The organism is Streptococcus sp. ELY_90, assembly GCF_058314475.1.
Genome location: NZ_JBZFUJ010000009.1, coordinates 53,116 through 74,443, shown reverse-complemented (window position 1 = coordinate 74,443; position 21,328 = coordinate 53,116). Strand labels below are relative to the sequence as shown.

Annotated in this window: 25 protein-coding genes and 1 riboswitch; of the genes, 21 read left to right on the top strand and 4 right to left on the bottom strand. The window is 42.1% G+C overall.

The annotated features are described in order from the left end of the window. Positions 1-69: 69 nt before the first annotated feature. The 3 genes from mltG to AC4HAF_RS06900 all read left to right on the top strand — a co-directional run bounded on the left by mltG (position 70) and on the right by AC4HAF_RS06900 (position 3,514). Positions 70-2,010: an endolytic transglycosylase MltG gene (mltG, locus tag AC4HAF_RS06910; protein WP_491097191.1), complete on the top strand. Its 1,941-nt coding sequence runs from the start codon at positions 70-72 to the stop codon at positions 2,008-2,010. 224 nt (positions 2,011-2,234) lie between these two features. Further along, positions 2,235-2,717 carry a transcription elongation factor GreA gene (greA, locus tag AC4HAF_RS06905; RefSeq protein ID WP_491091082.1) on the top strand — a complete coding sequence of 161 codons (483 nt, stop codon included), beginning with the start codon at positions 2,235-2,237 and terminating at the stop codon, positions 2,715-2,717. Positions 2,718-2,959: 242 nt separating this feature from the next. After that, positions 2,960-3,514, top strand: coding sequence for an SdpI family protein (locus AC4HAF_RS06900; protein ID WP_491097190.1), 555 nt, complete (start codon positions 2,960-2,962; stop codon positions 3,512-3,514). A 59-nt stretch (positions 3,515-3,573) separates the two neighbouring features. Here the strand turns inward: AC4HAF_RS06900 and yidC are convergent, their stop codons facing one another. Continuing rightward, complete coding sequence (gene yidC, locus AC4HAF_RS06895; protein WP_491097189.1) at positions 3,574-4,506, bottom strand: membrane protein insertase YidC; 933 nt, start codon at positions 4,504-4,506, stop codon at positions 3,574-3,576. A gap of 90 nt (positions 4,507-4,596) precedes the next feature. Next, positions 4,597-4,875: an acylphosphatase gene (locus AC4HAF_RS06890; RefSeq protein WP_491091079.1), complete on the bottom strand. Its 279-nt coding sequence runs from the start codon at positions 4,873-4,875 to the stop codon at positions 4,597-4,599. Positions 4,876-4,907: 32 nt separating this feature from the next. On the opposite strand from AC4HAF_RS06890, the gene AC4HAF_RS06885 reads away from it, so the two are divergent. The 14 genes from AC4HAF_RS06885 (at position 4,908) to yidD (ending at position 14,461) form a co-directional block, all read left to right on the top strand. After that, entirely contained in the window at positions 4,908-5,648 is a 741-nt protein-coding gene (locus AC4HAF_RS06885; RefSeq protein ID WP_491097188.1) for a TrmH family RNA methyltransferase, read from the top strand. A gap of 35 nt (positions 5,649-5,683) precedes the next feature. Next, on the top strand, positions 5,684-6,187 hold the full coding sequence (locus tag AC4HAF_RS06880) for an HD domain-containing protein (RefSeq protein WP_027976609.1): 504 nt from the start codon (positions 5,684-5,686) through the stop codon (positions 6,185-6,187). 20 nt (positions 6,188-6,207) lie between these two features. Further along, entirely contained in the window at positions 6,208-6,897 is a 690-nt protein-coding gene (locus tag AC4HAF_RS06875; protein WP_491097187.1) for a Bax inhibitor-1/YccA family protein, read from the top strand. 180 nt (positions 6,898-7,077) lie between these two features. Then, positions 7,078-8,328 carry a diaminopimelate decarboxylase gene (locus tag AC4HAF_RS06870; protein WP_491097186.1) on the top strand — a complete coding sequence of 417 codons (1,251 nt, stop codon included), beginning with the start codon at positions 7,078-7,080 and terminating at the stop codon, positions 8,326-8,328. A 121-nt stretch (positions 8,329-8,449) separates the two neighbouring features. Next, a complete protein-coding gene (locus AC4HAF_RS06865) occupies positions 8,450-8,698 on the top strand; it encodes a YneF family protein (protein ID WP_491091074.1) in 249 nt (82 codons plus the stop codon). A 51-nt stretch (positions 8,699-8,749) separates the two neighbouring features. Continuing rightward, complete coding sequence (gene racE, locus AC4HAF_RS06860; protein WP_491097185.1) at positions 8,750-9,544, top strand: glutamate racemase; 795 nt, start codon at positions 8,750-8,752, stop codon at positions 9,542-9,544. Next, positions 9,541-10,518 carry a nucleoside-triphosphate diphosphatase gene (locus AC4HAF_RS06855; protein ID WP_491097184.1) on the top strand — a complete coding sequence of 326 codons (978 nt, stop codon included), beginning with the start codon at positions 9,541-9,543 and terminating at the stop codon, positions 10,516-10,518. The genes racE and AC4HAF_RS06855 overlap by 4 nt, the downstream gene beginning before the upstream one ends. After that, positions 10,500-11,018, top strand: coding sequence for a metallophosphoesterase (locus AC4HAF_RS06850; protein ID WP_491091071.1), 519 nt, complete (start codon positions 10,500-10,502; stop codon positions 11,016-11,018). The genes AC4HAF_RS06855 and AC4HAF_RS06850 overlap by 19 nt, the downstream gene beginning before the upstream one ends. Next, on the top strand, positions 11,015-11,476 hold the full coding sequence (gene cbpB / locus AC4HAF_RS06845; protein ID WP_491097183.1) for a cyclic-di-AMP-binding protein CbpB: 462 nt from the start codon (positions 11,015-11,017) through the stop codon (positions 11,474-11,476). The genes AC4HAF_RS06850 and cbpB overlap by 4 nt, the downstream gene beginning before the upstream one ends. After that, positions 11,473-12,213 (top strand): site-specific tyrosine recombinase XerD, encoded by a 741-nt coding sequence (gene xerD, locus AC4HAF_RS06840; RefSeq protein WP_491097182.1) that lies wholly within the window; start codon positions 11,473-11,475, stop codon positions 12,211-12,213. The genes cbpB and xerD overlap by 4 nt, the downstream gene beginning before the upstream one ends. Continuing rightward, on the top strand, positions 12,213-12,920 hold the full coding sequence (locus tag AC4HAF_RS06835) for a segregation/condensation protein A (protein WP_491091068.1): 708 nt from the start codon (positions 12,213-12,215) through the stop codon (positions 12,918-12,920). The genes xerD and AC4HAF_RS06835 overlap by 1 nt, the downstream gene beginning before the upstream one ends. Further along, complete coding sequence (gene scpB, locus AC4HAF_RS06830; protein WP_491091067.1) at positions 12,917-13,504, top strand: SMC-Scp complex subunit ScpB; 588 nt, start codon at positions 12,917-12,919, stop codon at positions 13,502-13,504. Before AC4HAF_RS06835 ends, scpB begins: the two co-directional genes overlap by 4 nt. After that, positions 13,494-14,222 (top strand): pseudouridine synthase, encoded by a 729-nt coding sequence (locus tag AC4HAF_RS06825; RefSeq protein ID WP_491097181.1) that lies wholly within the window; start codon positions 13,494-13,496, stop codon positions 14,220-14,222. Before scpB ends, AC4HAF_RS06825 begins: the two co-directional genes overlap by 11 nt. Next, positions 14,219-14,461 (top strand): membrane protein insertion efficiency factor YidD, encoded by a 243-nt coding sequence (gene yidD, locus AC4HAF_RS06820; protein WP_491097180.1) that lies wholly within the window; start codon positions 14,219-14,221, stop codon positions 14,459-14,461. The genes AC4HAF_RS06825 and yidD overlap by 4 nt, the downstream gene beginning before the upstream one ends. Positions 14,462-14,644: 183 nt before the next feature. Here yidD and AC4HAF_RS06815 read toward each other — a convergent pair whose 3' ends face one another. Next, positions 14,645-16,084, bottom strand: coding sequence for a TrkH family potassium uptake protein (locus tag AC4HAF_RS06815; RefSeq protein ID WP_491097179.1), 1,440 nt, complete (start codon positions 16,082-16,084; stop codon positions 14,645-14,647). A 3-nt stretch (positions 16,085-16,087) separates the two neighbouring features. Continuing rightward, complete coding sequence (gene trkA, locus AC4HAF_RS06810) at positions 16,088-17,443, bottom strand: Trk system potassium transporter TrkA (RefSeq protein WP_491091063.1); 1,356 nt, start codon at positions 17,441-17,443, stop codon at positions 16,088-16,090. A gap of 340 nt (positions 17,444-17,783) precedes the next feature. Here trkA and AC4HAF_RS06805 point away from each other — a divergent pair, with 340 nt between their 5' ends. From AC4HAF_RS06805 to AC4HAF_RS06790, 4 genes are all read left to right on the top strand, one after another. Further along, complete coding sequence (locus AC4HAF_RS06805) at positions 17,784-18,332, top strand: tRNA (cytidine(34)-2'-O)-methyltransferase (RefSeq protein WP_491091062.1); 549 nt, start codon at positions 17,784-17,786, stop codon at positions 18,330-18,332. A gap of 226 nt (positions 18,333-18,558) precedes the next feature. Next, positions 18,559-18,766, top strand: a riboswitch (FMN riboswitch). A 69-nt stretch (positions 18,767-18,835) separates the two neighbouring features. Continuing rightward, positions 18,836-19,408 (top strand): ECF transporter S component, encoded by a 573-nt coding sequence (locus AC4HAF_RS06800; RefSeq protein ID WP_491097178.1) that lies wholly within the window; start codon positions 18,836-18,838, stop codon positions 19,406-19,408. Beyond that, the gene (locus AC4HAF_RS06795; protein WP_491097177.1) at positions 19,398-20,054 is read left to right on the top strand and encodes a phosphatase PAP2 family protein; all 657 of its coding nucleotides are present in this window, start codon (positions 19,398-19,400) and stop codon (positions 20,052-20,054) included. Before AC4HAF_RS06800 ends, AC4HAF_RS06795 begins: the two co-directional genes overlap by 11 nt. A 356-nt stretch (positions 20,055-20,410) precedes the next feature. Further along, complete coding sequence (locus tag AC4HAF_RS06790; protein WP_491097176.1) at positions 20,411-21,319, top strand: cation diffusion facilitator family transporter; 909 nt, start codon at positions 20,411-20,413, stop codon at positions 21,317-21,319. The last annotated feature ends 9 nt before the right edge of the window (positions 21,320-21,328 follow it).

Here is a 21,328-nt window from a genome sequence, read left to right as displayed (position 1 = left end):
ACTGATAAGATTGCCTTTAAAGCGTTTTTAGGTTATAATAGCCTGTGATAAACATTAGGAGGTTAAGCTTTGACTGATGATATCTTTAATGATGAAGAGAAGAAAGAAGCTCAACAGACGAAAAGTTTTAAAGAAAAAATTCTAGCAGACATGGAGAAAGCCAGCCGCTTGCGCAGAGAAGGCAAAGCCAATCAGGCAGATGCAGAAACATCTGAAGCTTACTCTGCTGGAAACGACCAGCTGTCTGAAGAATCATCCGGTCAGGCAGCAAAAAAAGAGGAAGCAGCTGTTATGCCGGTTCCCGAAGGAAAAATTACAGACCAGGTGGTTGATGATGTTCTGGCCAATTTAGATGAAGTCTTTTCACCTGCTTCGAGCAGTCCGTCAGCAAAAAAAGAGAAGTCATCTCAATCAGCTGAGGCTTCAAAAGAAGTATCTCAGACTTTCGAGTCTGCTCAGAATGAAGCCTCTCAGCCAGAGCCAAATCTGGCTGAACCCGACTCAGAAACACTTGCTGCCAATGATTTGTCTAACAATTTAGAAGTTAAGGTTAAAACAACAGGAACTTGGGTTGATGACGGACAAGCGGAAAACTGGCAGCTGCCTGCTGATTTTATTGAAAAGCATCAAGGCAGCGTTGAAGAAGAAACCAAAGAGCTGTCTGTATCCGATTTAAATTTAACATCTAAGGATGAAACCAAGCCTCAGCCTAAAGAGGAAGCTAAGGCAGTCAAAGAGAAGGAAATTCCTAAACCAGAAGAAGAGGAGGTGCCGAAAATCACTAAAAAACCTCAAAAATCTAAGGCTAAAAAGACTCCTCAGGACACTGCAGCCAGTCTGAATCAGAGAAGGCAGCAGCGCCATAAGAAAACCAACAGACTGGCAAGAAAGATTTCAGCAGTTTTGATTACCTTTATCCTCATTTTACTGATAGGAACGGGTGTCTTTGGCTATTATTATGTTTCCAGCGCTCTCAAGCCCTTGGATGCTAAATCAAGCAAGTACATTCAGGTGGAAATTCCGAGCGGATCGGGCAATCGGATGATTGGCCGGATTCTTGAAAAAGCCGGTGTCATCAAAAATGCAGCTGTTTTCAATTACTATACCAAATTCCGCAATTACGGCAATTTGCAGAGCGGCTACTATAATTTACAAAAGAGCATGTCTTTAGATGATATTGCTAAGGCTCTTCAAAAGGGGGGCACAACAACTCCTCAGGCGCCTGTTTTGGGCAAGGTTTTGATTCCTGAAGGGTACACCATCAAACAGATTGCTAAAGCTGTCACAAGCAATGCCAACACTAAGAAAAAAACGGATAAGACGCCTTTTACCTCCAAGGAGTTTTTAAAGGTCGTTCAGGACAAAGCTTTTATCAGTAAAATGGTAAAAAAATATCCTAAACTTTTAGGCAGTCTGCCGGATGCTTCTAAGGTGAAATATCAGCTGGAAGGTTATCTGTTCCCGGCCACTTATAATTACGAGAAGAAGACCAGTGTCGAGGATTTAATTGACAGCATGCTGGCTGCTATGGATGCCAACATGCAAAATTATTATGATACCATTGAATCACAAGGTAAAACGGTCAATGAAATTTTAGCGATGGCTTCTCTTGTTGAAAAAGAAGGTTCGACAGATGATGACCGCAAGAAAATTGCAGGTGTCTTCTATAATCGTATAGATCAGGACATGCCTCTTCAGTCTAACATTGCTGTTCTTTATGCAATGGGAAAATTAGGTGAAAAGACAACCTTGAAAGAGGATGCCAATATCAATACTAAAATCAAGTCGCCTTATAATGTTTACACCAATAAGGGCTTGATGCCCGGTGCAGTAGACAATCCCGGCCTGTCGGCTATTAAAGCAGCAGTAGAGCCGGAATCTACGGATGATTTGTATTTTGTGGCAGACGTCACCACAGGTGAAGTATACTATGCCAAAACTTATGAAGAACATTCTGCCAATGTTGAAAAATATATCAACAAGAAAATTGATGACTCAAACAGTGAGTAATGAACTGCTGAATGTTTAATTCCAGCTTTAAAATATTAACAGTCTTACCTTAAGACAGCAGCAGCTGACTTTTCAGGCCTATAAATCGTCTTACGGCGTCTTTTAGGGATTGTCAGCTTTGCAGGGGTGGACGGCAAGCTTTGCAGCTTGAGCGTTTGCAAAAGCTTGTCCCACTCCCTTTTCATGTCTAAAACATTTAATTATATAGAAAAGAGAGATTAACTATGTCAGAAAAAACCTATCCAATGACCCTTGCTGAAAAGGAACAACTTGAGCAGGAACTTGAAGATTTAAAATTAGTTCGCCGTCCAGAGGTTATTGAGCGCATTAAAATTGCCCGCTCTTACGGTGACTTGTCAGAAAACAGTGAATATGAAGCTGCTAAAGATGAGCAGGCCTTTGTTGAAGGGCAGATTTCAAGCATTGAAACAAAAATTCGTTATGCTGAGATTGTTGACAGCGATGCGGTTGCCAAAAACGAAGTAGCTATCGGTAAAACCGTCGTTGTCCGCGAAGTCGGTACAAGCGACGAAGATACGTATTCGATTGTCGGAGCTGCCGGTGCTGACGTGTTTGCCGGGAAAATTTCTAACGAAAGTCCTATTGCCCAAGCCCTGATTGGCAAGAAAACCGGCGATAAGGTAACTATTGAGTCACCTGCAGGCAGCTATGACGTTGAAATTATCAAAGTAAGAAAATCAAAATAAAAGAAAAAATAGTCAAAAAGAGGATGAGACAGACAGCCGCTGTGGTTCGTTTTGTTCCATCCTTTTTTTGTATTTTCAAACAAATTTTTTTAAATTAGTAGCAGTGTAATATTTATGATTTGCTGCGACTAAAATTTTATGCTCATAATACTTTAGTTACATATATTATAAATCTTCTCTTTTATTGAAAATAAAAAGATAGGAGCTATAATTACAGTAAATACATAGTAAAAGAGGCACCTATGTTAAAAAAGAATAAAAAAATTGTACCCATGTTAGCCATTTTTTCCCTTTTTATCTTTATTTATTATCTAACCTATTCTCAATATTCCAAGATCATTGGCTTATTATATACTGCTTTCATTACTTTTCAGATTTTAGTATCAGACATTTACTCGGGCAGCAAATATAAGAAAAAGCTTAAATGGCTGTCAACAGTGACTCTTGATCTCACTATGATGTTAAGCCTTGTATATTCGCAAATAGATGCAGAGAGTAAACTTTTTTTGTTCTTGTTGTGCAGCAGCATGATTTTTATTAGTGGCTTGTGCTCTCATATTCCTTACAATCCCTTCATTGGGATAAGGATTTTCTCAACGCGAAATGATGCTGCCAACTGGGAAGCAACTCATAAAGTTTTAGCAAATTTAAGTATTCCAATCAGCTGTCTGCTTTTGATTCTCTCTAACTTCTTTGATATACAAACAGCAATAGTGATTTCATTTTCTTTGTGGCTTATTTTACCGGTAATATATTCTATCTGGTTTTATCCTTCAAAAGGAAAGTATGTAAAATAAATTTAGCGATACAAAAAAATGCTTGATTTCAAGCATTTTTTTAGGATATTTCGACAGTCTTATTTTCGGCTGCGCTGTTTGCCGGCATTGCGGTTGGTTTTATGTTTTTTAGGGGCTGTGATTGCTTGGCTGCTGGCAGTCTTTTTAGGTGTAACATCCTTGCGGGTGTTGGATTTAAAAGCCTTAGGAGGATTCTTTTCAAATTCCTCATCAATTTGCCGGCGGAGTTTTGGCTTGATAATGTGATTGGTCAGCAGTTGCTGAATGAGTCCGAAGACACCGCTGATCAGCCAGTAGAGAGCGCCTCCGGCAGGAGCACTCATGGAGATGAAGACCATCATTAGAGGCATGACCAGCATCATTCCCTTCATTTGCTGCTGCTGTGCTTCAGAGACGCTTCGCGTTGACAGCCATGACTGGATAAAGTAAAGAATTCCGATGATAACTGTAATAAGCAAACTTGGACGGCCCAGGTTGATGCCAAGGAAGCTGTGAGAGGAGATTCCTTTAGTATAGCGGGTAGCGTAGAAAAGAGCCGAGAAGAACGGCATTTGAATCAGAATAGGCAGGCAGCCGAAACCGCCGAACAAGTTGATGCCGTAATGCCGCTGAGCTTCCATCAGCTCAGTCTGTGCAGCCAGTTTTTCTTCTTGTGTCTGAGCATTCTTCATTCGCTCCTGAATGGGATCAAAAACAGGTTTGAGATAGGCCATTTTTTCGGTTTGATAGGTCATTTTTCTAACTTGACTCAGCCCCAGCGGCAAGATAAGCAGGCGGACAACAATCGTCACAATAATGATTGCAAATCCAAAACCGATACCTAAATCATTGGCCAGATATTTGATAACATTGCCCATAGGTGCAACTAAGAGGTTATAGACCCAGCCCTCACCGGTCGGTTTGCCATTTTTAGTCTGTACACAGCCCGATAGGAAAAAGAGCATTGACAGTGCTAAGCCTGAAAATAAAAGTCGTCTATAAGTTTTTTTCACGTTAATCTTCCTTTGTTTTAATAATACCTATCTATTTTACTGTTTTTTGACGAAATTCTCAATAGTTCTTAAGCATGATTTTTAGACAAATTAATTAGCCATTCTAAAGTCGTGGTAATCCGCAAAATTAGCCATATTAACGTCTACATAGGTTACTTTGGAAAAAGGGGAAGGACCTTTTCTGACTTCCTGAATAAATTTAGCCATTTTTTCGGGACTGTCAGACTGTGCTAAAATTTCGACTGTACCGTCATCATTGTTCCAGACTCGGCCGTAAATATCGCCTATTTCCAAGGCAAGGCTGTAAGTCGAATAGCGAAAGCCGACCCCCTGAACGCGGCCTGACACGACTAACCTGACTTTTTGCATACTTCTGCCTCCTTTTTTGCTATAATATCCTTATGACTATTATAACCTCAAAAGCCAATTCCTTGGTTAAAAAAACTAAAAAATTATTACAAAAAAAATACCGCAGACAGTCTTATTTGATTGAGGGCTGGCACCTTTTTGAAGAGGCTAAGGCTCATGGGGCTGTGATTCTAAACATTTTTGTTTTGGAGGAATATGCTTTTCGGACTGAGGGCTTGGCTAATGTTTCTATGGTTTCGGAAGATGTTTTAAAAGACCTGTCAGCTTCAAAAACACCCCAGGGAATTGTTGCTGAGATAGCTCTGCCAAGGCGGGAGCTGCCGCAAAATCTTCGCGGGAAATACTTGCTTTTAGAAGATGTTCAGGATCCCGGAAATGTAGGTACCATGATTCGAACGGCTGATGCGGCAGGCTTTGACGCTGTTTTTATTTCCGAAAAGACGGCCGACATCTACAATTTAAAAACACTTCGCTCCATGCAGGGCAGCCATTTTCATCTCCCTGTTTACAGAGTTAATTTGTCAGATGTGATGGCACTCCTGAAAGAAGCCGGAACGCTAACCATCGCAACGACGCTGTCGGAAAGTTCACTGGATTACAGAGAGTTAGATAAGCAAGAAAACTTTGCGCTTATCATGGGAAATGAAGGGCAGGGAATTTCTTACGAAATGGCTGAGCAGGCAGATGTTTTAGCACATATTGATATGCCCGGTCAGGCAGAAAGTCTGAATGTTGCCATCGCTGCCGCTGTAATTATTTTTAGCTTAATTTAAGCTGGTATGGTATAATAAATAAAGAGGTGACAGTCATGAAGAAATACGAACAGGACGAAGAATTCATGAAACTGGTCGGGCATTTAATTGATCATCCGCGCTTTAAAAAGCTGGATGGGATTGTTCAGCATCAGCATTCAACGCGTTCAGAGCACTCCATTAATGTCAGCTATACCAGTTATAAGATTGCCAAAAAATTTGGCTGGGATGCCAGAAGTACGGCTCGCGGAGGGCTTTTGCACGATTTATTTTATTATGACTGGCGCGATACCAAATTTAATAAAGGACATGCGTGGGTTCACCCTAGAATCGCTGTCAAAAATGCCCGCAAAGTGACCAAGCTCAATAAAAGAGAAGAAGATATTATCTTAAAGCATATGTGGGGGGCTACGATTGCTCCGCCCCGCTATAAAGAAGGATATATCGTAACGATGGTTGATAAGTACTGGGCTGTTAAGGAAGCAATAACGCCTCTGCGCAACAAATGGCAGAAGCGCCGTATCCTGCGCCGCAAGTTTTTGGGCAGTCACAATCATTAAAAATTTAGGAGAAGTAACACATGGATAACAATACAATCTATACGCAAGGCGACAGTAAAATTAACAGTTTCTTTGCGAAAATTTACGGTTTGGTCGGAATGGGAATCGGCTTGTCAGCCTTAGTCTCTTATCTGATGCTCTATGTTTTTCAGGACAATATGATAGCTATCATGACAAATGCTTCCTGGATTTATTATCTGGCTATTTTTGGAGAATTGGCTCTTGTCTTTATCGCAAGCAATGCCGCCCGTAAGAACAGTCCTGCAGCCCTGCCGCTGTTTCTCACTTATTCGGCCTTAAACGGTTTTACACTTAGCTTTATCATTGCTCTTTATACGCAGACGACAGTTCTGCAGGCTTTTGTTTCATCGGCCGCTGTTTTCTTTGCCATGTCACTTATCGGTGTGACAGTGAAAAAAGATTTGTCAGGTATGGCTAAGGCTTTGATAGCTGCCTTAATCGGTATCATTATTGCCAGCGTAGTCAATATCTTTATCGGCAGCGGAGCTATGAGCTATATTATCAGTATTCTTTCAGTATTGATTTTCTCAGGGCTCATTGCTTATGATAATCAGCTGATTAAGCGTGTTTACGACTATACTGGCGGCAATGTCGGTGACGGCTGGGCAGTGTCAATGGCACTCAACCTTTACTTGGACTTTATCAATTTATTCCTCAATTTACTGCGTATCTTTGGCAGAAATGATTAAAACAGCAAGACCGGAACAGCAGTTCCGGTCTTTTAGCCTGCTTATTAACTGTATGTTCTGCGGCAGGAACCTGACAGTTAGAGCCATTTAATACGGCAGATGAAAGGGGAACAGGGAAACAGAAGTTTTGCCCGGTTCTTTTTTATGGTATAATGATAGAAATATTAATTGGGAGATGCTATGAAAACACCTTTTATTTCAAAAGAACAGTTAGATAAGATAACAGCACAGTTTCCGACCCCTTTTCATCTTTATGATGAAAAAGGCATCCGTGAGACAGCCCGTGCTGTCAATAAGGCTTTTGCCTGGAATCCAGGTTTTAAGGAATTTTTTGCTGTCAAAGCGACCCCTAATCCGACTATCCTGAAAATTTTACAGGAAGAAGGCTGCGGTGTTGACTGTGCAACGGATGTTGAACTGCAAATGGCTGACAAACTGCATTTTGACAGTTCTGCTATCAGCTTTACGTCCAATGATACCAAGGCATCAGAATTTCGTTTAGCGCGTCAGATCAATGCGACGATCAATCTGGATGCTTATGAGCATATTGCTTTTTTGGAAGATGCAGCAGGGCTTCCGGAAACGGTTTCGCTTCGCTATAATCCGGGCGGTGTTTTTGCGCTGGGAACAGACATTATGGATCATCCTGAAGAATCAAAATTTGGGATGACAAAAGAGCAGCTCTTTCAAGGCTATCAGGATTTGAAAGAAAAAGGGGTTAAGTCGTTTGGGTTGCATGCTTTTTTGGCATCCAATACCGTCACTAATGATTACTATCCGACCTTAGCCGGGCAATTGTTTGAATTAGCAGTGGAGCTTAAAGATACCTTAGGTATCAGTCTTGACTTTATCAATCTGTCAGGCGGAATCGGTATTGATTATTCACCAGCTGACAGGCAAAATGATATTGCGGTTATCGGCGAGGGGGTCCATCAAAAATTTGATCAGATTCTTGTCCCCAACGGTCTGGGAGAAGTCCGGATTTTCACTGAACTAGGACGCTTTATGCTGGCCTCCCACGGGCATCTTATCACCAAGGTTCTCCACCTGAAAGATACTTACCGCCGCTATGTCGGTGTCGATGCCAGTGCTGTCAATCTGCTTCGTCCGGCCATGTATGATGCTTATCATCATATCACCAACATCAGCAATCCTGACGGAGAGCTGCAAATGGTAGATGTTGTTGGCAGTTTGTGTGAAAATAATGATAAGTTTGCCAAGCAGCGGGAGCTCCCTCAAGCACGTGTGGGGGATACGCTGATTATTCATGATACGGGAGCTCACGGTTTTTCCATGGGCTATCAGTACAATGGCCGCCTGCGCTCGGCTGAAATTCTGCTTCGGGAAGACGGGTCAGCAAAAATGATTCGCCGTGCAGAAACGCCTGAGGATTATTTCGCAACACTTTATGGTTTTAATTTTGAACCTTGATGATTTGAGAGTCAGAGCACGAAAGTGCAGGTTTTTGCTCTCAGTTCTTTCATGCAATTTTATTTGTGAAAGGGTTTCAAATCTGATATAATATTCATGTAAAAAATTTAGGAGAACACAAATGAACACTTTTCTTTGGATTTTATTAGTTATTATTGCCTTGCTGGCAGGACTTGTCGGAGGTACTTTTATTGCTCGCAAGCAAATGGAGAAATATTTGGAAGAAAATCCGCCGCTCAATGAAGATGTTATTCGCAATATGATGAGCCAGATGGGACAAAAACCAAGTGAAGCCAAGGTACAGCAAGTTGTCCGTCAAGTGAACAAACAGCAAAAAGCAGCTAAAGCAAAGGCTAAAAAGAAGAAATAAATCTTTTATAAGACTGGGTTTTCCTAGTCTTATTTTAGAAAGAAGACAGCTATGGATAACAGACCTATTGGTTTTTTAGATTCCGGCGTAGGAGGTTTGACCGTTGTGCGCGAACTTATGCGTCAGCTCCCCCACGAAGAAGTCGTCTATATCGGGGATTCAGCGCGTGCTCCTTACGGACCGCGTCCGGCTGAGCAGATTAAGGAATATACATGGGAATTGGTGAACTTTCTTCTGACTAAAAACGTCAAAATGATTGTTTTTGCCTGCAATACAGCGACAGCTGTCGCTTGGGAAGAGGTCAAGGAAAAGCTTGACATTCCCGTTCTGGGTGTGATTTTGCCGGGATCAAGCGCGGCGATCAAGTCTACTGTGTCCGGCAGAATCGGCATTATCGGGACACCGATGACTATTAAATCGAATATTTATGAGAAGAAGATTCTGGACTTGTCACCGCAGATGAGCGTGACCAGTCTGGCCTGTCCCAAGTTTGTTCCTATTGTTGAGTCTAATGAGATTCACTCAAGTGTCGCTAAAAAAATTGTTTATGAAAATCTGGCTCCTTTGGCCGGCAAAGTAGATACACTTGTACTGGGCTGTACCCATTATCCGCTTTTAAAGCCTATTATTCAAAATGTTATGGGTCCTTCAGTCAAATTGATTGACAGCGGAGCAGAATGTGTCCGTGATATCTCTGTGCTGCTGAATTATTTTGAAATTAACCGCAGCCGCAGTTTAGAAAATCTGGACCATCGTTTTTATACAACGGCCAGTACTGCCAGCTTTAAGGAAATTGCTGATGATTGGCTGCCCTTGCCTATTGAAGTGGAGCATGTTAGCTTATGAAGCAAAAACTATATGAATACAAAGATGAGCAAAACTGGTTTATCGCTCAATATTCCAAGGAAAACTCATCAACTTATTATCAAGAACAGGCAGAAAAAACCTATGCCTTGCTTGAGCAAAATCTCAGAAGCCTGTTGGATGAGGGAAGCTTTTTGACGCTGACGGTTGTTAAAATTGCTTCCAGTATGGCCTTGGTTCAGTTTCTTTTAGAAATCATCAATGATCAGCAGCATACCTATAAGGCCAGCAGCCATAAGGGAGCTATACTGGTTACAGAAGAAGACCGATTGGTTTTGGTCTGCCTGCCCCAAGAAGGCTTGATAGTCAGTGAATTTTTTGGCGGAGAGGCTGATCACTCTGCTGACCTTGGAGACAGCATTCTGATTGCAACCCGCAATGAAGGAAAGACTAAAGAATTCAGCCAGATGTTTGCTAAGCTGGGACTTAAAGTTGAAAACCTTAATCAGTATCCTGAACTTCCTGAAGTTGAAGAAACAGGTTTAACTTTTGAAGAAAATGCCCGCCTTAAGGCAGAGACGATTTCTCAACTGACAGGCAAGATGGTCTTGGCAGATGATTCTGGTCTGCAGGTAGATATCTTAGGCGGCCTGCCGGGTGTCTGGTCAGCCCGTTTTTCAGGGCCTGATGCGACAGACCAAAAGAATAATGCCAAGCTCCTGCATGAATTAGCTATGGTCTTTGAGCTTAAAGATCGTTCAGCTCACTTTCACACGGCCTTAGTGGTTGCTGCTCCTGATAAGGAAAGTTTAGTGGTTGAAGCAGACTGGCCGGGTTATATTGGAATGGAACCTAAAGGCAGCAATGGTTTTGGCTATGATCCGCTGTTTATTGTAGGAGAGAGCGGAAAGACCGCAGCGGAGCTCTCGGCTCAGGAAAAAAATGACATTTCTCACAGAGGACAAGCTGTTAAAAAGCTTATGGAGGTATTCCCGGCATGGCAGAAGGCACATTGATTATCATGAGTGATTCGCATGGTGATCGGCAAATCGTAAAAGAAATAAAAGAACGTTATTTAGGCAAGGCAGATGCTATTTTTCATAACGGCGACTCTGAGCTGCCGGCGAGCGATCCGATCTGGGAAGGGATTCAGGTGGTCCGCGGCAATTGTGATTTCGGGGAGTATCCGGATTCTCTTGTGACAGAGCTGCCTAACTTAACAATCGCTCAGACGCATGGGCATTTGTTCAGCATCAATTTTGGCTTTGAACGTCTGGACCTTTGGGCACAGGAAGAAGATGCGGATATTTGTACCTATGGGCACCTTCACAGACCGGCTGTCTGGAAAAACGGCAAAACAGTCTTTATCAATCCGGGCAGTGTTTCTCAGCCGCGCGGCGATATTAATGAGCGTCTTTATGCTAAAGTACGTTTTAATAAGGACAGCATCCGAGTAGATTATTTCACACGTGATCATGAAATCTACCCAGCACTCTCACAGGAAATAAAACGATGATAGCAAAAGAATTTGAAAACTTCTTAAAACCGCTTTTGGAAAATGATCTGACTCCGGCTGAAGAGCTGGCAATCTTTATTGATACCCATAATACGGCTCATGTCATGCTCCTTCTTGCTAATAACGGCTTTTCGCGGGTGCCTGTCATTACCAAAGATAAAAAATACGTTGGCACCATCAGTATGTCAGATATTATCAGGTATCAGCAGGAAGAAGATATCGATGATGAAAAGCTGGCCGCTCTGGACATTTCTTATATGACTAACGGCAGCTATGCGACTGTGGGGCCTGATGCTGATCTGACAGAGGTGATGCACAAATTAGTGGATGCTAATTTTCTGCCGGTCATTGAAGCAGACGGTACTTTTTTAGGCATCATTACACGAAAAGTTATTTTGAAGGCACTGAACAGTTTACTTCATGAGTTTACAAACGAATACACACTGACAAAAAAATGATAACACTTATTCCAGAATTTATCGCCAGTAAATCTTTATCTTCAAATTCACAAAAATCTTATTTCTATGATTTGCAGCAATTTGCAGAAATTACTAAGGGAAAAGTCAATCCAAACAAACTTAAGCTCTATGAGCAGTCTTTGGCAGACTTAAAAGTTTCAGCAAAAAAGCGTAAAATTTCAGCTGTCAATCAGTTTCTCTTCTTTTTGTATGAGCATGAGAAGCTGGATCATTTTTACAAGATTAAAAATAAGGAAAAACTGCCTCTTGTAAGACCTGCATATCAAGAAATAGACTTATCTGTCCTCTATGAGAAGACTGCTGATCATACAGGACAGCTTATTGCTCTGTTAATTGTGGAATTAGGGCTTTCTCCAAGTGATATTGCCCAGCTGAAATGGGACAATATTGCCTTGGATTTTCAAGTAATGACGGTCATGAGCGGCCAATCCATGAGAGTTTTAGAGCTATCCGATCGGCTGCTGTCCTACCTGCCGGAAAAAGAAGAAGGAGCTGTCTACTTGTTTGATAATAAGGGAGAGACCTATTCGCGTCAGTGGCTTTTTAACAAATTGAGCCATTATCTGGCGGACGTTGGTCTGAAGGAAATGACGGCTCAGAAATTGCGGGAGCAATACATTATCAAGGCTAAAAATAAGGGTGTCAGCATGATGGATTTGGCCAAGCATCTCGGTCTTAAAAGCCCTGTAACACTGGAAAAGTATTTTAAAAACTGATGGATATTAAATTAAAAGATTTTGAAGGACCGCTGGACTTGCTTTTGCACCTGGTCTCTAAATATGAAGTTGATATTTATGATGTTCCAATCGTTGATGTAATTGAGCAGTATCTGGCTTATATTGCGACACTGCAGGCGATGAAGCTTGAAGTGGCCGGGGAATATATGGTGATGGCCAGTCAGTTAATGCTGATTAAAAGCCGTAAGCTGCTGCCTAAGGTTGTCGAAATGACCGAGTCTGAGGAAGATCCGGAGCTGCAGCTGCTGCAGCAAATTGAGGAATATCGGACTTATAAACTTTTAGGCGAGCAGCTGGCGCTTAAGCACAGTGAGCGGGCGCAGTATTTTTCCAAGCCAAAAGTAGAACTGATTTATGATGATGTCGAGCTTCGCCAGGATAAATCAGTTGTAGATATCTTTCTGGCCTTTTCAAAGATAATGGCTGAAAAGCAGGAAGAAATCAAAAACAGTCATACAACAATTGACAGCGATGATTACCGTATCGAAGATATGATGCTGGTGGTTGAAGAAAAAGTTGCCAGTCAAAAAGAGACGAATTTGTCGCTCCTGTTTAAAGAAGCCGTTTCAGTTAACGAGATGATTACCATCTTTTTAGCAACTTTGGAACTAATCAAGGTACACCGTGTTTCTGTCTGGCAGGAGCATAATTTTAGTGATATCATTTTAAGAAAGGAAACTACATGACCCTTCTGTCAAAGATAGAAGCACTGCTCTTTGTGGCAGGCGAGGACGGGCTTGGTTTGCGTCAGCTGGCTGCTCTGCTGGATGTGCCTGTTCCGGCGCTGCTTCAGCAGCTGGAGAAACTGGCTGAGAAATATGAAGCGGACAAAAATTCTGCTCTTTGTCTGATGGAGTCTTCAAAAACTTATAAACTGGTTACTAAAAAGGATTACGCCGAACTTTTGCGCCAGTACTCCAAAACACCTATTAATCAGAGCCTGTCCAGAGCCAGTCTTGAGGTGTTGTCGATTATCGCTTATAAACAGCCCATTACCCGCATTGAAGTTGATGATATCCGGGGAGTTAATTCCAGCGGTGCTATTTCTAAGCTTCAGGCCTTTGATTTAATCCGTGAAAATGGGAAAAAAGAAGTACTGGGCCGGCCCAACCTTTACGTGACGACGGACTATTTCTTGGATTATATGGGAATCAACAGCCTGGAAGAGCTGCCGGATGCTTCCGGTATTGAATTAAAAGACGAAGAATTTACGCTTTTTAGCAATAAAGAAGAAGCGCTTGAAGAAGCAAAGGAAGAAAATGAGAATTAATAAATATATTGCACATGCAGGGGTTGCCAGCCGCCGTAAGGCTGAAGAGCTGATTAAACAAGGACTTGTGACCCTTAACGGCCAAACGGTCACTGAACTGGCAACGACTGTCAAATCAGGTGACAGAGTTGAAATTGAGGGGCAGCCTATTTATAACGAGGAAAAAGTCTACTACCTGCTCAATAAACCGCGCGGTGTGATTTCCAGCGTATCTGATGATAAGGGCCGAAAGACAGTTATTGACTTGCTGCCCCAAGTTAAAGAAAGAATCTATCCTGTCGGGCGTTTGGATTGGGATACGTCAGGACTTTTGATTTTGACAAACGACGGTGATTTCACCGATAAAATGATTCATCCGCGCAATGAAATTGATAAGGTATATGTGGCGCGCGTGAAAGGAATCGCGGATAAGGACAACCTGCGGCCTTTAACACGCGGTGTCTTTATTGACGGTAAAACCACCAAACCGGCTCGCTACAATATCCTAAAAACAGACAGGCAAAAGAACCGCTCAGTTGTTGAACTGACTATCCATGAAGGGCGCAATCATCAAGTGAAAAAGATGTTTGAAGCAGTGGGTTTAACAGTTGATAAGCTGTCACGGACACGTTTTGGCACACTGGATTTATCAGGACTGCGTCCGGGAGAGTCAAGACGATTAAATAAAAAGGAAATCAGCCAGCTCTACAATGCGGCTGTTACTCAAACACGCAAATGAAAAAAGTGCTCATTGCGCCAGTCAGATTCTATCAGAAATTTATCTCACCTGCTTTTCCTGCTTCCTGCCGCTATCGCCCTACCTGCTCGGCTTATATGATAGAAGCGATTGAAAAGCATGGTTTAAAAGGTGTCTTGATGGGGATTGCCAGGATTTTGCGCTGCCATCCCTTTGTAAGGGGCGGTCAAGATCCGGTGCCGGATCATTTTACCTTGCGCAGAAATAATAAGAAAAGCTAAAATAATCCTGCTTTTGCTTTCTTCAGCAGCCTCAGGCATTGCGGCTAAAGCCCGTTTTTTAATAATAATTTTAAGCGGAGATTTAGCCTGCTCTAAAACCCTTAATGGCAATCAGCTGTAAAACGAAAACCCTCACTAAGGTATGCTTCCTAATGAGGGTTTTTCTATTATTGAGAGCTGTTGCTAGGTTTTAGACCATGTCTTTGGAATAAAGAGCAGCAGCATTGGGTAAATTTCCAGCCGTCCCGCAATCATTGCAAATGACAGCACTAATTTTGAAAAGGGGCTGAAGATAGCAAACGTTTTATCTGTACCTAAGATCGGTCCAATGTTATTAAAGGCGCTGGCAGCCGCACTGACAACGACCATAAACTTGTTGCTGTCAAGTGTCAAAATAAAGACTAAGCCGATAAAAATAGCAAGGTAGACCGTCAGATACTTAAGAACACTGTGCTGTATCCGCTTATCAAGCGGCTGATGGTTGATATGCAAAGACATCATCCGATTAGGATAGAGGCTTGAAAGAACTTGATTTTTAGCAGTCTTTGACAGAATCAAAGCCCGCATAACTTTAAAGCCGCCGGCTGTTGAACCGGCCGATCCTCCGATAAACATCAAAAGGAGCAAAATAAATTGAGCAAACAGCGGCCAGACGGTCAAATCAGTAATCCCAAATCCGGTCGTTGTGATAACCGCCGAAACTTGGAAGAAGGAAATTTCCAAACCTTTTGCCGCTGTGTCGAAGAGTCCGCCGATATTTAGCCAGATTAAGAGGATTGAAACCACAACAATGCCGATGTAAACTCTTAGTTCTTCATCGCCAAAGAAGGCTTTAAACTTGCGCATCAGCAGCAAATAATACAGGTTAAAGTTGACACCGAAAGCCAGCATACCTATTGAAACCAGGTTTGTAATCAGTGGGCTGTTGTAGTGGGCAATACTGTCATTGAAAACAGTGAATCCGCCGGTTCCGGCAGTTCCCATGGCTGTGACCAGGCTGTCGTACAGCGGCATGCCTGCAAACCAAAGAACAACAGCAAAAATCGTAAACATGGCCAAATAGATAATGTAGAGGATCTGAGCGGTGTCTTTAAGTTTGGAGACAACCTTGCCAAATACAGGCCCCGGAACTTCCGCTCGCATGACTTCTAAGTGGCTGTTTTTGCTGTTTTCCATAATGGCAAGAGCGAAAACCAGCACTCCCATCCCGCCGATAAGGTGAGTAAAACTGCGCCAAAACAGCAGTGAGTGGGATAAAACAGACACATCGGGCAAGATAGTGGCCCCTGTTGTTGTAAAGCCTGAGCTGACTTCAAAGAAAGCATCAATGATGCTGGGAATCTGACCGGTAAAAACAAAGGGCAGTGCTCCAAAGAAGGACCAAAGCACCCAGCAAAGAGCAACAATCAGCAGCCCTTCCTTGGTATAAATATGCTGGTTTTTAGGTTTAAAAATAATACCGAGGCTTCCAAGAAGAACCAGAATAGCCATAGTGCCTAAAAGACTGAATATAACTGTTCGGTCTTCCTGATAAATAAGAGCAACAAGCAAGGGGACAGCAAGAAGCGCAGCTTCAATCAGCAGTAATTTTGATAAGAGAAAGCGTACCATACTTTTATTCATAGCTTACCTCTTCAATAAATCATAGATATGGGTGATATTCTTGCGCAGTGTGATAACAACGATTTTATCACCGACTTCAAACACGTCATCACCGGTTGGGAAAATAGTTTTACCGCGGCGAATGATAGCAGCAATTAAAACATCACTTTTAAGTTTTAGGTTGGACAAGGTTTTGCCGGCCATTTTATTGGCCTGACGAATTTCAAACTGCAAGGTTTCAATTCGGCCGTTGGCTACATGGTGCAGGGCGTCCAGATTAGAATCCTGGGCATTGACACGGCCGCGGATAAAGTGCATCATAGAGTCCACCGCGATGTTTTTAGGCGTGATAATGCTTGAAAACTGTTCGGGATTAATAATCTCAAGAAGGCTGGTGCGGTTGACCTTGGTAATATTTTTCTGCACGCCCAGAGTTTCTAAAAACATGGATGCAATAATATTTTCTTCGTCAACACCGGTCAGAGTAGCAATAGCATCGTAGTTGGCAGCACTTTCTTCCAAAAGAATATCCTTAGCCGTGCCATCCCCCTGAACAACGTGAATGTGAGGAAATTCCTGGCTGAAGAGTTCGGCCTTTTTAGGATCGACTTCAATGATTTTAGTCCGCAGATGACGATTTGTCGTTTTGAGGATATTGAGCAGATAATAGGCAATTCTTCCGGCTCCGATAATCATCAAACTCTTGATGACCTTGTTTTTAACAAAGTTATGGAACTGAATCATGTCCCTACGATTACCGGTTACAAAAATTTTGTCGTCAGGCTGAATGATATCGTCTCCGTCAGGAATAATCAATTCGTGATTGCGCTCAATAGCACAAATCACAATGTTGCTGAATTTTTTGCGGAATTGATTCAAGGACATCTGGCAGAGCTTGTTGGTGTCTACGATTTTAAATTCCATCAGCATGACACGGCCATTGACAAAATGTTCTACAGACAGCGTATTTGGGAAATCAACCATGTTGGCAATATAACGGGCTGTCAGCAGTTCCGGATTGACGACCAGGGAAAAACCAAGAAAGTTTTTGTCTTTAAAATAAGTATTGGAATATTCAGGGTTGCGAACCCGTACAATCGTTTCTGCAGCTCCCATTCTTTTGGCCAGCACAGCTGCTACCATGTTTACTTCATCCTTATCTGTAATAGCGATGAAAATATCACAGTTTCGAACGTCAGCCTGCTCCAAAATTCTGAAATTAGCGCCATTGCCAACGATTCCCATAATATCAAGGCGTTTTGTCACATGATTAAGCACAGTTTCATTCTCTTCGATGAGAATAACATCGTGCTTTTCATCAACAAGTGAGCGACAGAGAGCCTTTCCGACCTTACCGCCGCCAACGACAATAATTTTCATGATTTACCTCCAAATTATAATAACTATCATACCTCTTTTCAGGAGAAAATGCACTAGTTTTCTATGGAAATTCAAAAGAAAAACGGAAAGGAAGAGGGCTGCTGTTCTATTTGAAAAGCAGTTCGTTTTTTTCTGAAAAAAATCTTAAATTTTTTCTAACATTTTATTGACATCTTTGACAGAAGTGTTATACTATATACCAAGCTACTCATTGTTTTAAATCAAACCTGTTATGATTTAAGATAATGAGGCCCCACATACCACGTTACCTGCTGAGCATGACTCCGGGTTTCGTGGTTCTTTTTTTGGAATAAATAGACCAGCAGAAAGTTAGTATAAGATGAATATTGAAACATTGGAAAAAGAAAATCAGGCTCACGCTTCAGGGAAAAATCACGTTGTCCTGTTTGAACCGCAGATTCCTGCCAATACCGGCAATATTGCCCGTACCTGTGCAGCTACCAACAGTCCTCTTCACATTATCCGTCCTATGGGCTTTCCGATTGATGATAAGAAAATGAAGCGAGCCGGTCTTGATTATTGGGACAAACTGGACGTGCATCTGTATGACAGTCTTGAGGAGTTTATGGATAGCTGCTTAGGCAAGCTGCATCTGATTACCAAGTTTGCTGAAAAAACGTATTCGGATGAGCATTATGATGATGGACTGACGCATTATTTTATGTTTGGCCGTGAGGACAAGGGGCTGCCGGAAACGTTTATGCGTGAGCACGCTGAAAAAGCCCTGCGTATTCCGATGAACGATCAGCATGTCCGAAGCCTCAATCTGTCAAATACGGTCTGCATGATAGTCTATGAAGCTCTCCGTCAGCAGCAGTTCACTGGTTTGGAGCTCAGCCATACTTACGCTACCGACAAATTGAAGTAGGCTCATCTGTCTTTTGTTTCTTTAAGTCTGGCAGATAGTTTGTCTGGGAATGTCTGAAGCAAAAATAAGGCTGGGATAAAAATAAATATCAATTATGAACTGTGGTCAGCAAGGAATCCGTTTAGCAGTGTTAGTTTTTTTGTCTGAGCAATACAAGCGGTCTTTAAAGAATTTTCCGGAATTAAGAAAGAGTACTTGTTATTAGGGCTGTTTTTTGATATGCTAGAAGTGTCTTCAGGGCAGGGTGCAATTCCCGACCGGCGGTGACTGATGGCTGAATGATTTATTTTTTTCTGTTTGCTTAGCTGCTAACTTAAAACAGTGCTATTGCGACAGGGTAAGAGTAGATGTTAATTATCAGAAGTCCGCGAGCGCAAAGCTGATGTGGTGCAACTCCACAACCGACAGTAAAGTCTGGATGGGAGAAGACAAAGGGTTTTTGCGCTTGGCATTGATACTCTTTGCAGCTTCTTTCGATTTGTAAAAATTGGAGGAATTTTTTTATGAAAAAAACACAAAGCTTAGCTATTATTGCGATCTTATCGGCACTTTCTTTTGTGCTCATGATTTTCAACTTTCCCATTATTCCGGGTGTTGATTTTTTGAAGCTTGATTTTAGTATCATTCCGATTTTATTGGGCTTGGTGCTGTTTGATTTACGGAGTGCCTTTGCCATTCTCTTTGTGAGAAGTCTGCTCAAGCTTTTACTGGATAATGGCGGACCCGGCGGTATCATTGGTCTGCCGATGAATATAGCAGCGCTTGGTGTCTTTGTTTTAGCTTTTGGTCTTATTTGGAAAAATAAGGAAGAAACAAAAGCATTTGTCATTGCCAGTGCTGTCGGAACAGTTTCCATGGCTGCTGTTATGGTCGTTTTGAACTATGTTTATGCCATTCCGCTTTATGCCAAGTTTGCCGGATTTGACATCGCCAAGTTCATTGGTGTTGGGAAATACTTAGTCAATATGGTTATTCCTTTTAATCTTCTTGAAGGAGTTATTTTTGCAGTCAGCTTTGCTGTTATTTATGCAGCGGCCAAGCCGATTTTAAAAACTTATAGAATTCATGAAAAATAAACAATTTTATCTTTTGGGAGCCTCTTTTGCTGCCTTACTCTTTTTGCTGCTGGGCTATGCGGTTAAATTTTATCCTGATGCTTTAAAGGTTTTTGACAGCAGTGTGCAGGAGGCAATACGCGGAGATTTGCCTAAAAGCGCAACGATGTTTTTTAAAGCGGTAACTCAGCTGGGACATGAAGCTTATGTTTTTGCCTATGTCTTTTTCATCGCCTTGATCTTTTATTTTTGGAAAAAATGGAAGGCAGAAGCTTACTTTTTAGCTGGCAATCTTGTTTTAATGGGCATTTTGTCAACAGCTTTTAAATATTTATATCATCGTGCAAGACCCGACCTTTACTACCTCGTTGAAAAACCGATGGGACCGTCCTTTCCGAGCTGGCATGCAGCATCGACCATGATTGTTGCCTTGAGCTTGGCCTTTATTGTTCAGCAGCGGATAACAAAAGGAGAGTTTAAACGGATTGCACAGGCAATACTGATTCTTTTGGCGGTCTTAACAGCTCTGTCACGGATTTATTTGGGAGTGCATTACCCTTCTGACATAGTGGGAGGCTGGCTGCTTGCCGCTGCTGTTGCAGCCTTTGTCTATCCTTTTTACGATCAAAAACGCTTTGAATGGCGCTTTCAAGGCCGGCAGAAGTAGCAGAAAATTAGTCTTAATAATCTAGAAGAGCTGTTCATGATGCGGTAAAGCTATCTGTGAAACAGCTCTTTTTGCTAAAAAAATCAGGCAATCACAATACTTCGTGTTATAATAAGGTCAATATAGCAAAACAGTATTAAAAAAATAAATTTAAAAGTCCCCTAGGACTTTGCGCAGCAGCCTTAGCGGCTTTAGCCGCAAAGCCAGCATAAAAAAGTTGCGCCGTGCGCCGCTAGAAATCGATCCTGTTTCGTAAGGAGCACCAGTAAGTTGTTAAGCAAAAGTCCCCTGGGACTTTGCGCAGCAGCTTTAGCGGCTTTAGCCGCAAAGCTGCTAACAAATTGAAAGGAGCTATTATGAACGTGCATAAGCACTCCCACCATGAGCATCATCACCACTTATCCAATCAGTCAAGCACTCGCATTTTTATCGCTTTTATGTCCAATTTTGTTTTTGCCATTATTGAGATGATTTTCGGCGGTATTTTTAATTCCAGCGCTATTTTGGCAGATTCTGTTCACGATTTTGGCGATGCCTTGGCTATTGGTCTGTCTTATTATTTTGAGCGTTTATCCAAGCGCAGGAGTGACTATAAATATACGCTGGGTTATTGGCGTTTCAGTCTCCTGGGTGCTTTAATGACCGCTGTTATTCTTATTATCGGATCTGGCTTGGTTTTATTTGAAAATGTTCAAAAAATAATGCATCCTGAGCCAGTTAACTACAATGGGATGCTGATCCTTGGTCTGGTTGCTATCGCAGTCAATATTATGGCCAGCCGTGTTTTAAACGGGGAAGCATCTGAGCATGAGTCCGTTTTAAGCCTGCATTTTCTTGAAGATATTTTAGGTTGGGTGGCTGTTATTATTGTTTCTCTGGTTTTGAGAGTGACGGACTGGTATATTCTTGATCCGCTCTTGTCTGTGGTGATTGCGCTCTTTATTTTGAGCCAGGCCCTGCCTAAGTTTATCGGGAATCTGTCTGTATTCTTGGAACATGCTCCCGGAAATTGTGATGTTCAGGAGCTGGAGAGGGAAATTTTGGCGCTGGAATGGGTTCAGGCCATCAATCAATTTAATCTTTGGTCCTTAGACGGCCGCAAAAATATTGCCATGATTCACCTGCTGGTTGCTCCTGATTGCAATGAGCAGCTGTTAAAAGACCGCGTTCATCATCTGTTTCAGACCTATCATATAGTGGAGTCGGCTGTTGAATGTGATCACTCAACCTTCCAGCACCTGCACCACAGTCCTTATATAAAATAAATGAAAATG

Excerpts from the sequence above, each read along its gene's own strand:
- AC4HAF_RS06855 (WP_491097184.1), top strand. The coding sequence starts at position 9,541 with ATGAAGCAAAAACTATATGAATACAAAGATGAGCAAAACTGGTTTATC.
- AC4HAF_RS06875 (WP_491097187.1), top strand. The coding sequence starts at position 6,208 with ATGGATAACAATACAATCTATACGCAAGGCGACAGTAAAATTAACAGT.
- greA (WP_491091082.1), top strand. The coding sequence starts at position 2,235 with ATGTCAGAAAAAACCTATCCAATGACCCTTGCTGAAAAGGAACAACTT.
- cbpB (WP_491097183.1), top strand. The coding sequence starts at position 11,015 with ATGATAGCAAAAGAATTTGAAAACTTCTTAAAACCGCTTTTGGAAAAT.
- yidD (WP_491097180.1), top strand. The coding sequence starts at position 14,219 with ATGAAAAAAGTGCTCATTGCGCCAGTCAGATTCTATCAGAAATTTATC.
- AC4HAF_RS06890 (WP_491091079.1), bottom strand. The coding sequence starts at position 4,875 with ATGCAAAAAGTCAGGTTAGTCGTGTCAGGCCGCGTTCAGGGGGTCGGC.
- AC4HAF_RS06835 (WP_491091068.1), top strand. The coding sequence starts at position 12,213 with ATGGATATTAAATTAAAAGATTTTGAAGGACCGCTGGACTTGCTTTTG.
- AC4HAF_RS06870 (WP_491097186.1), top strand. The coding sequence starts at position 7,078 with ATGAAAACACCTTTTATTTCAAAAGAACAGTTAGATAAGATAACAGCA.
- AC4HAF_RS06825 (WP_491097181.1), top strand. The coding sequence starts at position 13,494 with ATGAGAATTAATAAATATATTGCACATGCAGGGGTTGCCAGCCGCCGT.
- AC4HAF_RS06790 (WP_491097176.1), top strand. The coding sequence starts at position 20,411 with ATGAACGTGCATAAGCACTCCCACCATGAGCATCATCACCACTTATCC.
- racE (WP_491097185.1), top strand. The coding sequence starts at position 8,750 with ATGGATAACAGACCTATTGGTTTTTTAGATTCCGGCGTAGGAGGTTTG.
- AC4HAF_RS06815 (WP_491097179.1), bottom strand. The coding sequence starts at position 16,084 with ATGAATAAAAGTATGGTACGCTTTCTCTTATCAAAATTACTGCTGATT.
- xerD (WP_491097182.1), top strand. The coding sequence starts at position 11,473 with ATGATAACACTTATTCCAGAATTTATCGCCAGTAAATCTTTATCTTCA.
- AC4HAF_RS06800 (WP_491097178.1), top strand. The coding sequence starts at position 18,836 with ATGAAAAAAACACAAAGCTTAGCTATTATTGCGATCTTATCGGCACTT.
- AC4HAF_RS06805 (WP_491091062.1), top strand. The coding sequence starts at position 17,784 with ATGAATATTGAAACATTGGAAAAAGAAAATCAGGCTCACGCTTCAGGG.
- AC4HAF_RS06865 (WP_491091074.1), top strand. The coding sequence starts at position 8,450 with ATGAACACTTTTCTTTGGATTTTATTAGTTATTATTGCCTTGCTGGCA.
- AC4HAF_RS06850 (WP_491091071.1), top strand. The coding sequence starts at position 10,500 with ATGGCAGAAGGCACATTGATTATCATGAGTGATTCGCATGGTGATCGG.
- scpB (WP_491091067.1), top strand. The coding sequence starts at position 12,917 with ATGACCCTTCTGTCAAAGATAGAAGCACTGCTCTTTGTGGCAGGCGAG.
- AC4HAF_RS06885 (WP_491097188.1), top strand. The coding sequence starts at position 4,908 with ATGACTATTATAACCTCAAAAGCCAATTCCTTGGTTAAAAAAACTAAA.
- AC4HAF_RS06900 (WP_491097190.1), top strand. The coding sequence starts at position 2,960 with ATGTTAAAAAAGAATAAAAAAATTGTACCCATGTTAGCCATTTTTTCC.
- AC4HAF_RS06795 (WP_491097177.1), top strand. The coding sequence starts at position 19,398 with ATGAAAAATAAACAATTTTATCTTTTGGGAGCCTCTTTTGCTGCCTTA.
- AC4HAF_RS06880 (WP_027976609.1), top strand. The coding sequence starts at position 5,684 with ATGAAGAAATACGAACAGGACGAAGAATTCATGAAACTGGTCGGGCAT.
- trkA (WP_491091063.1), bottom strand. The coding sequence starts at position 17,443 with ATGAAAATTATTGTCGTTGGCGGCGGTAAGGTCGGAAAGGCTCTCTGT.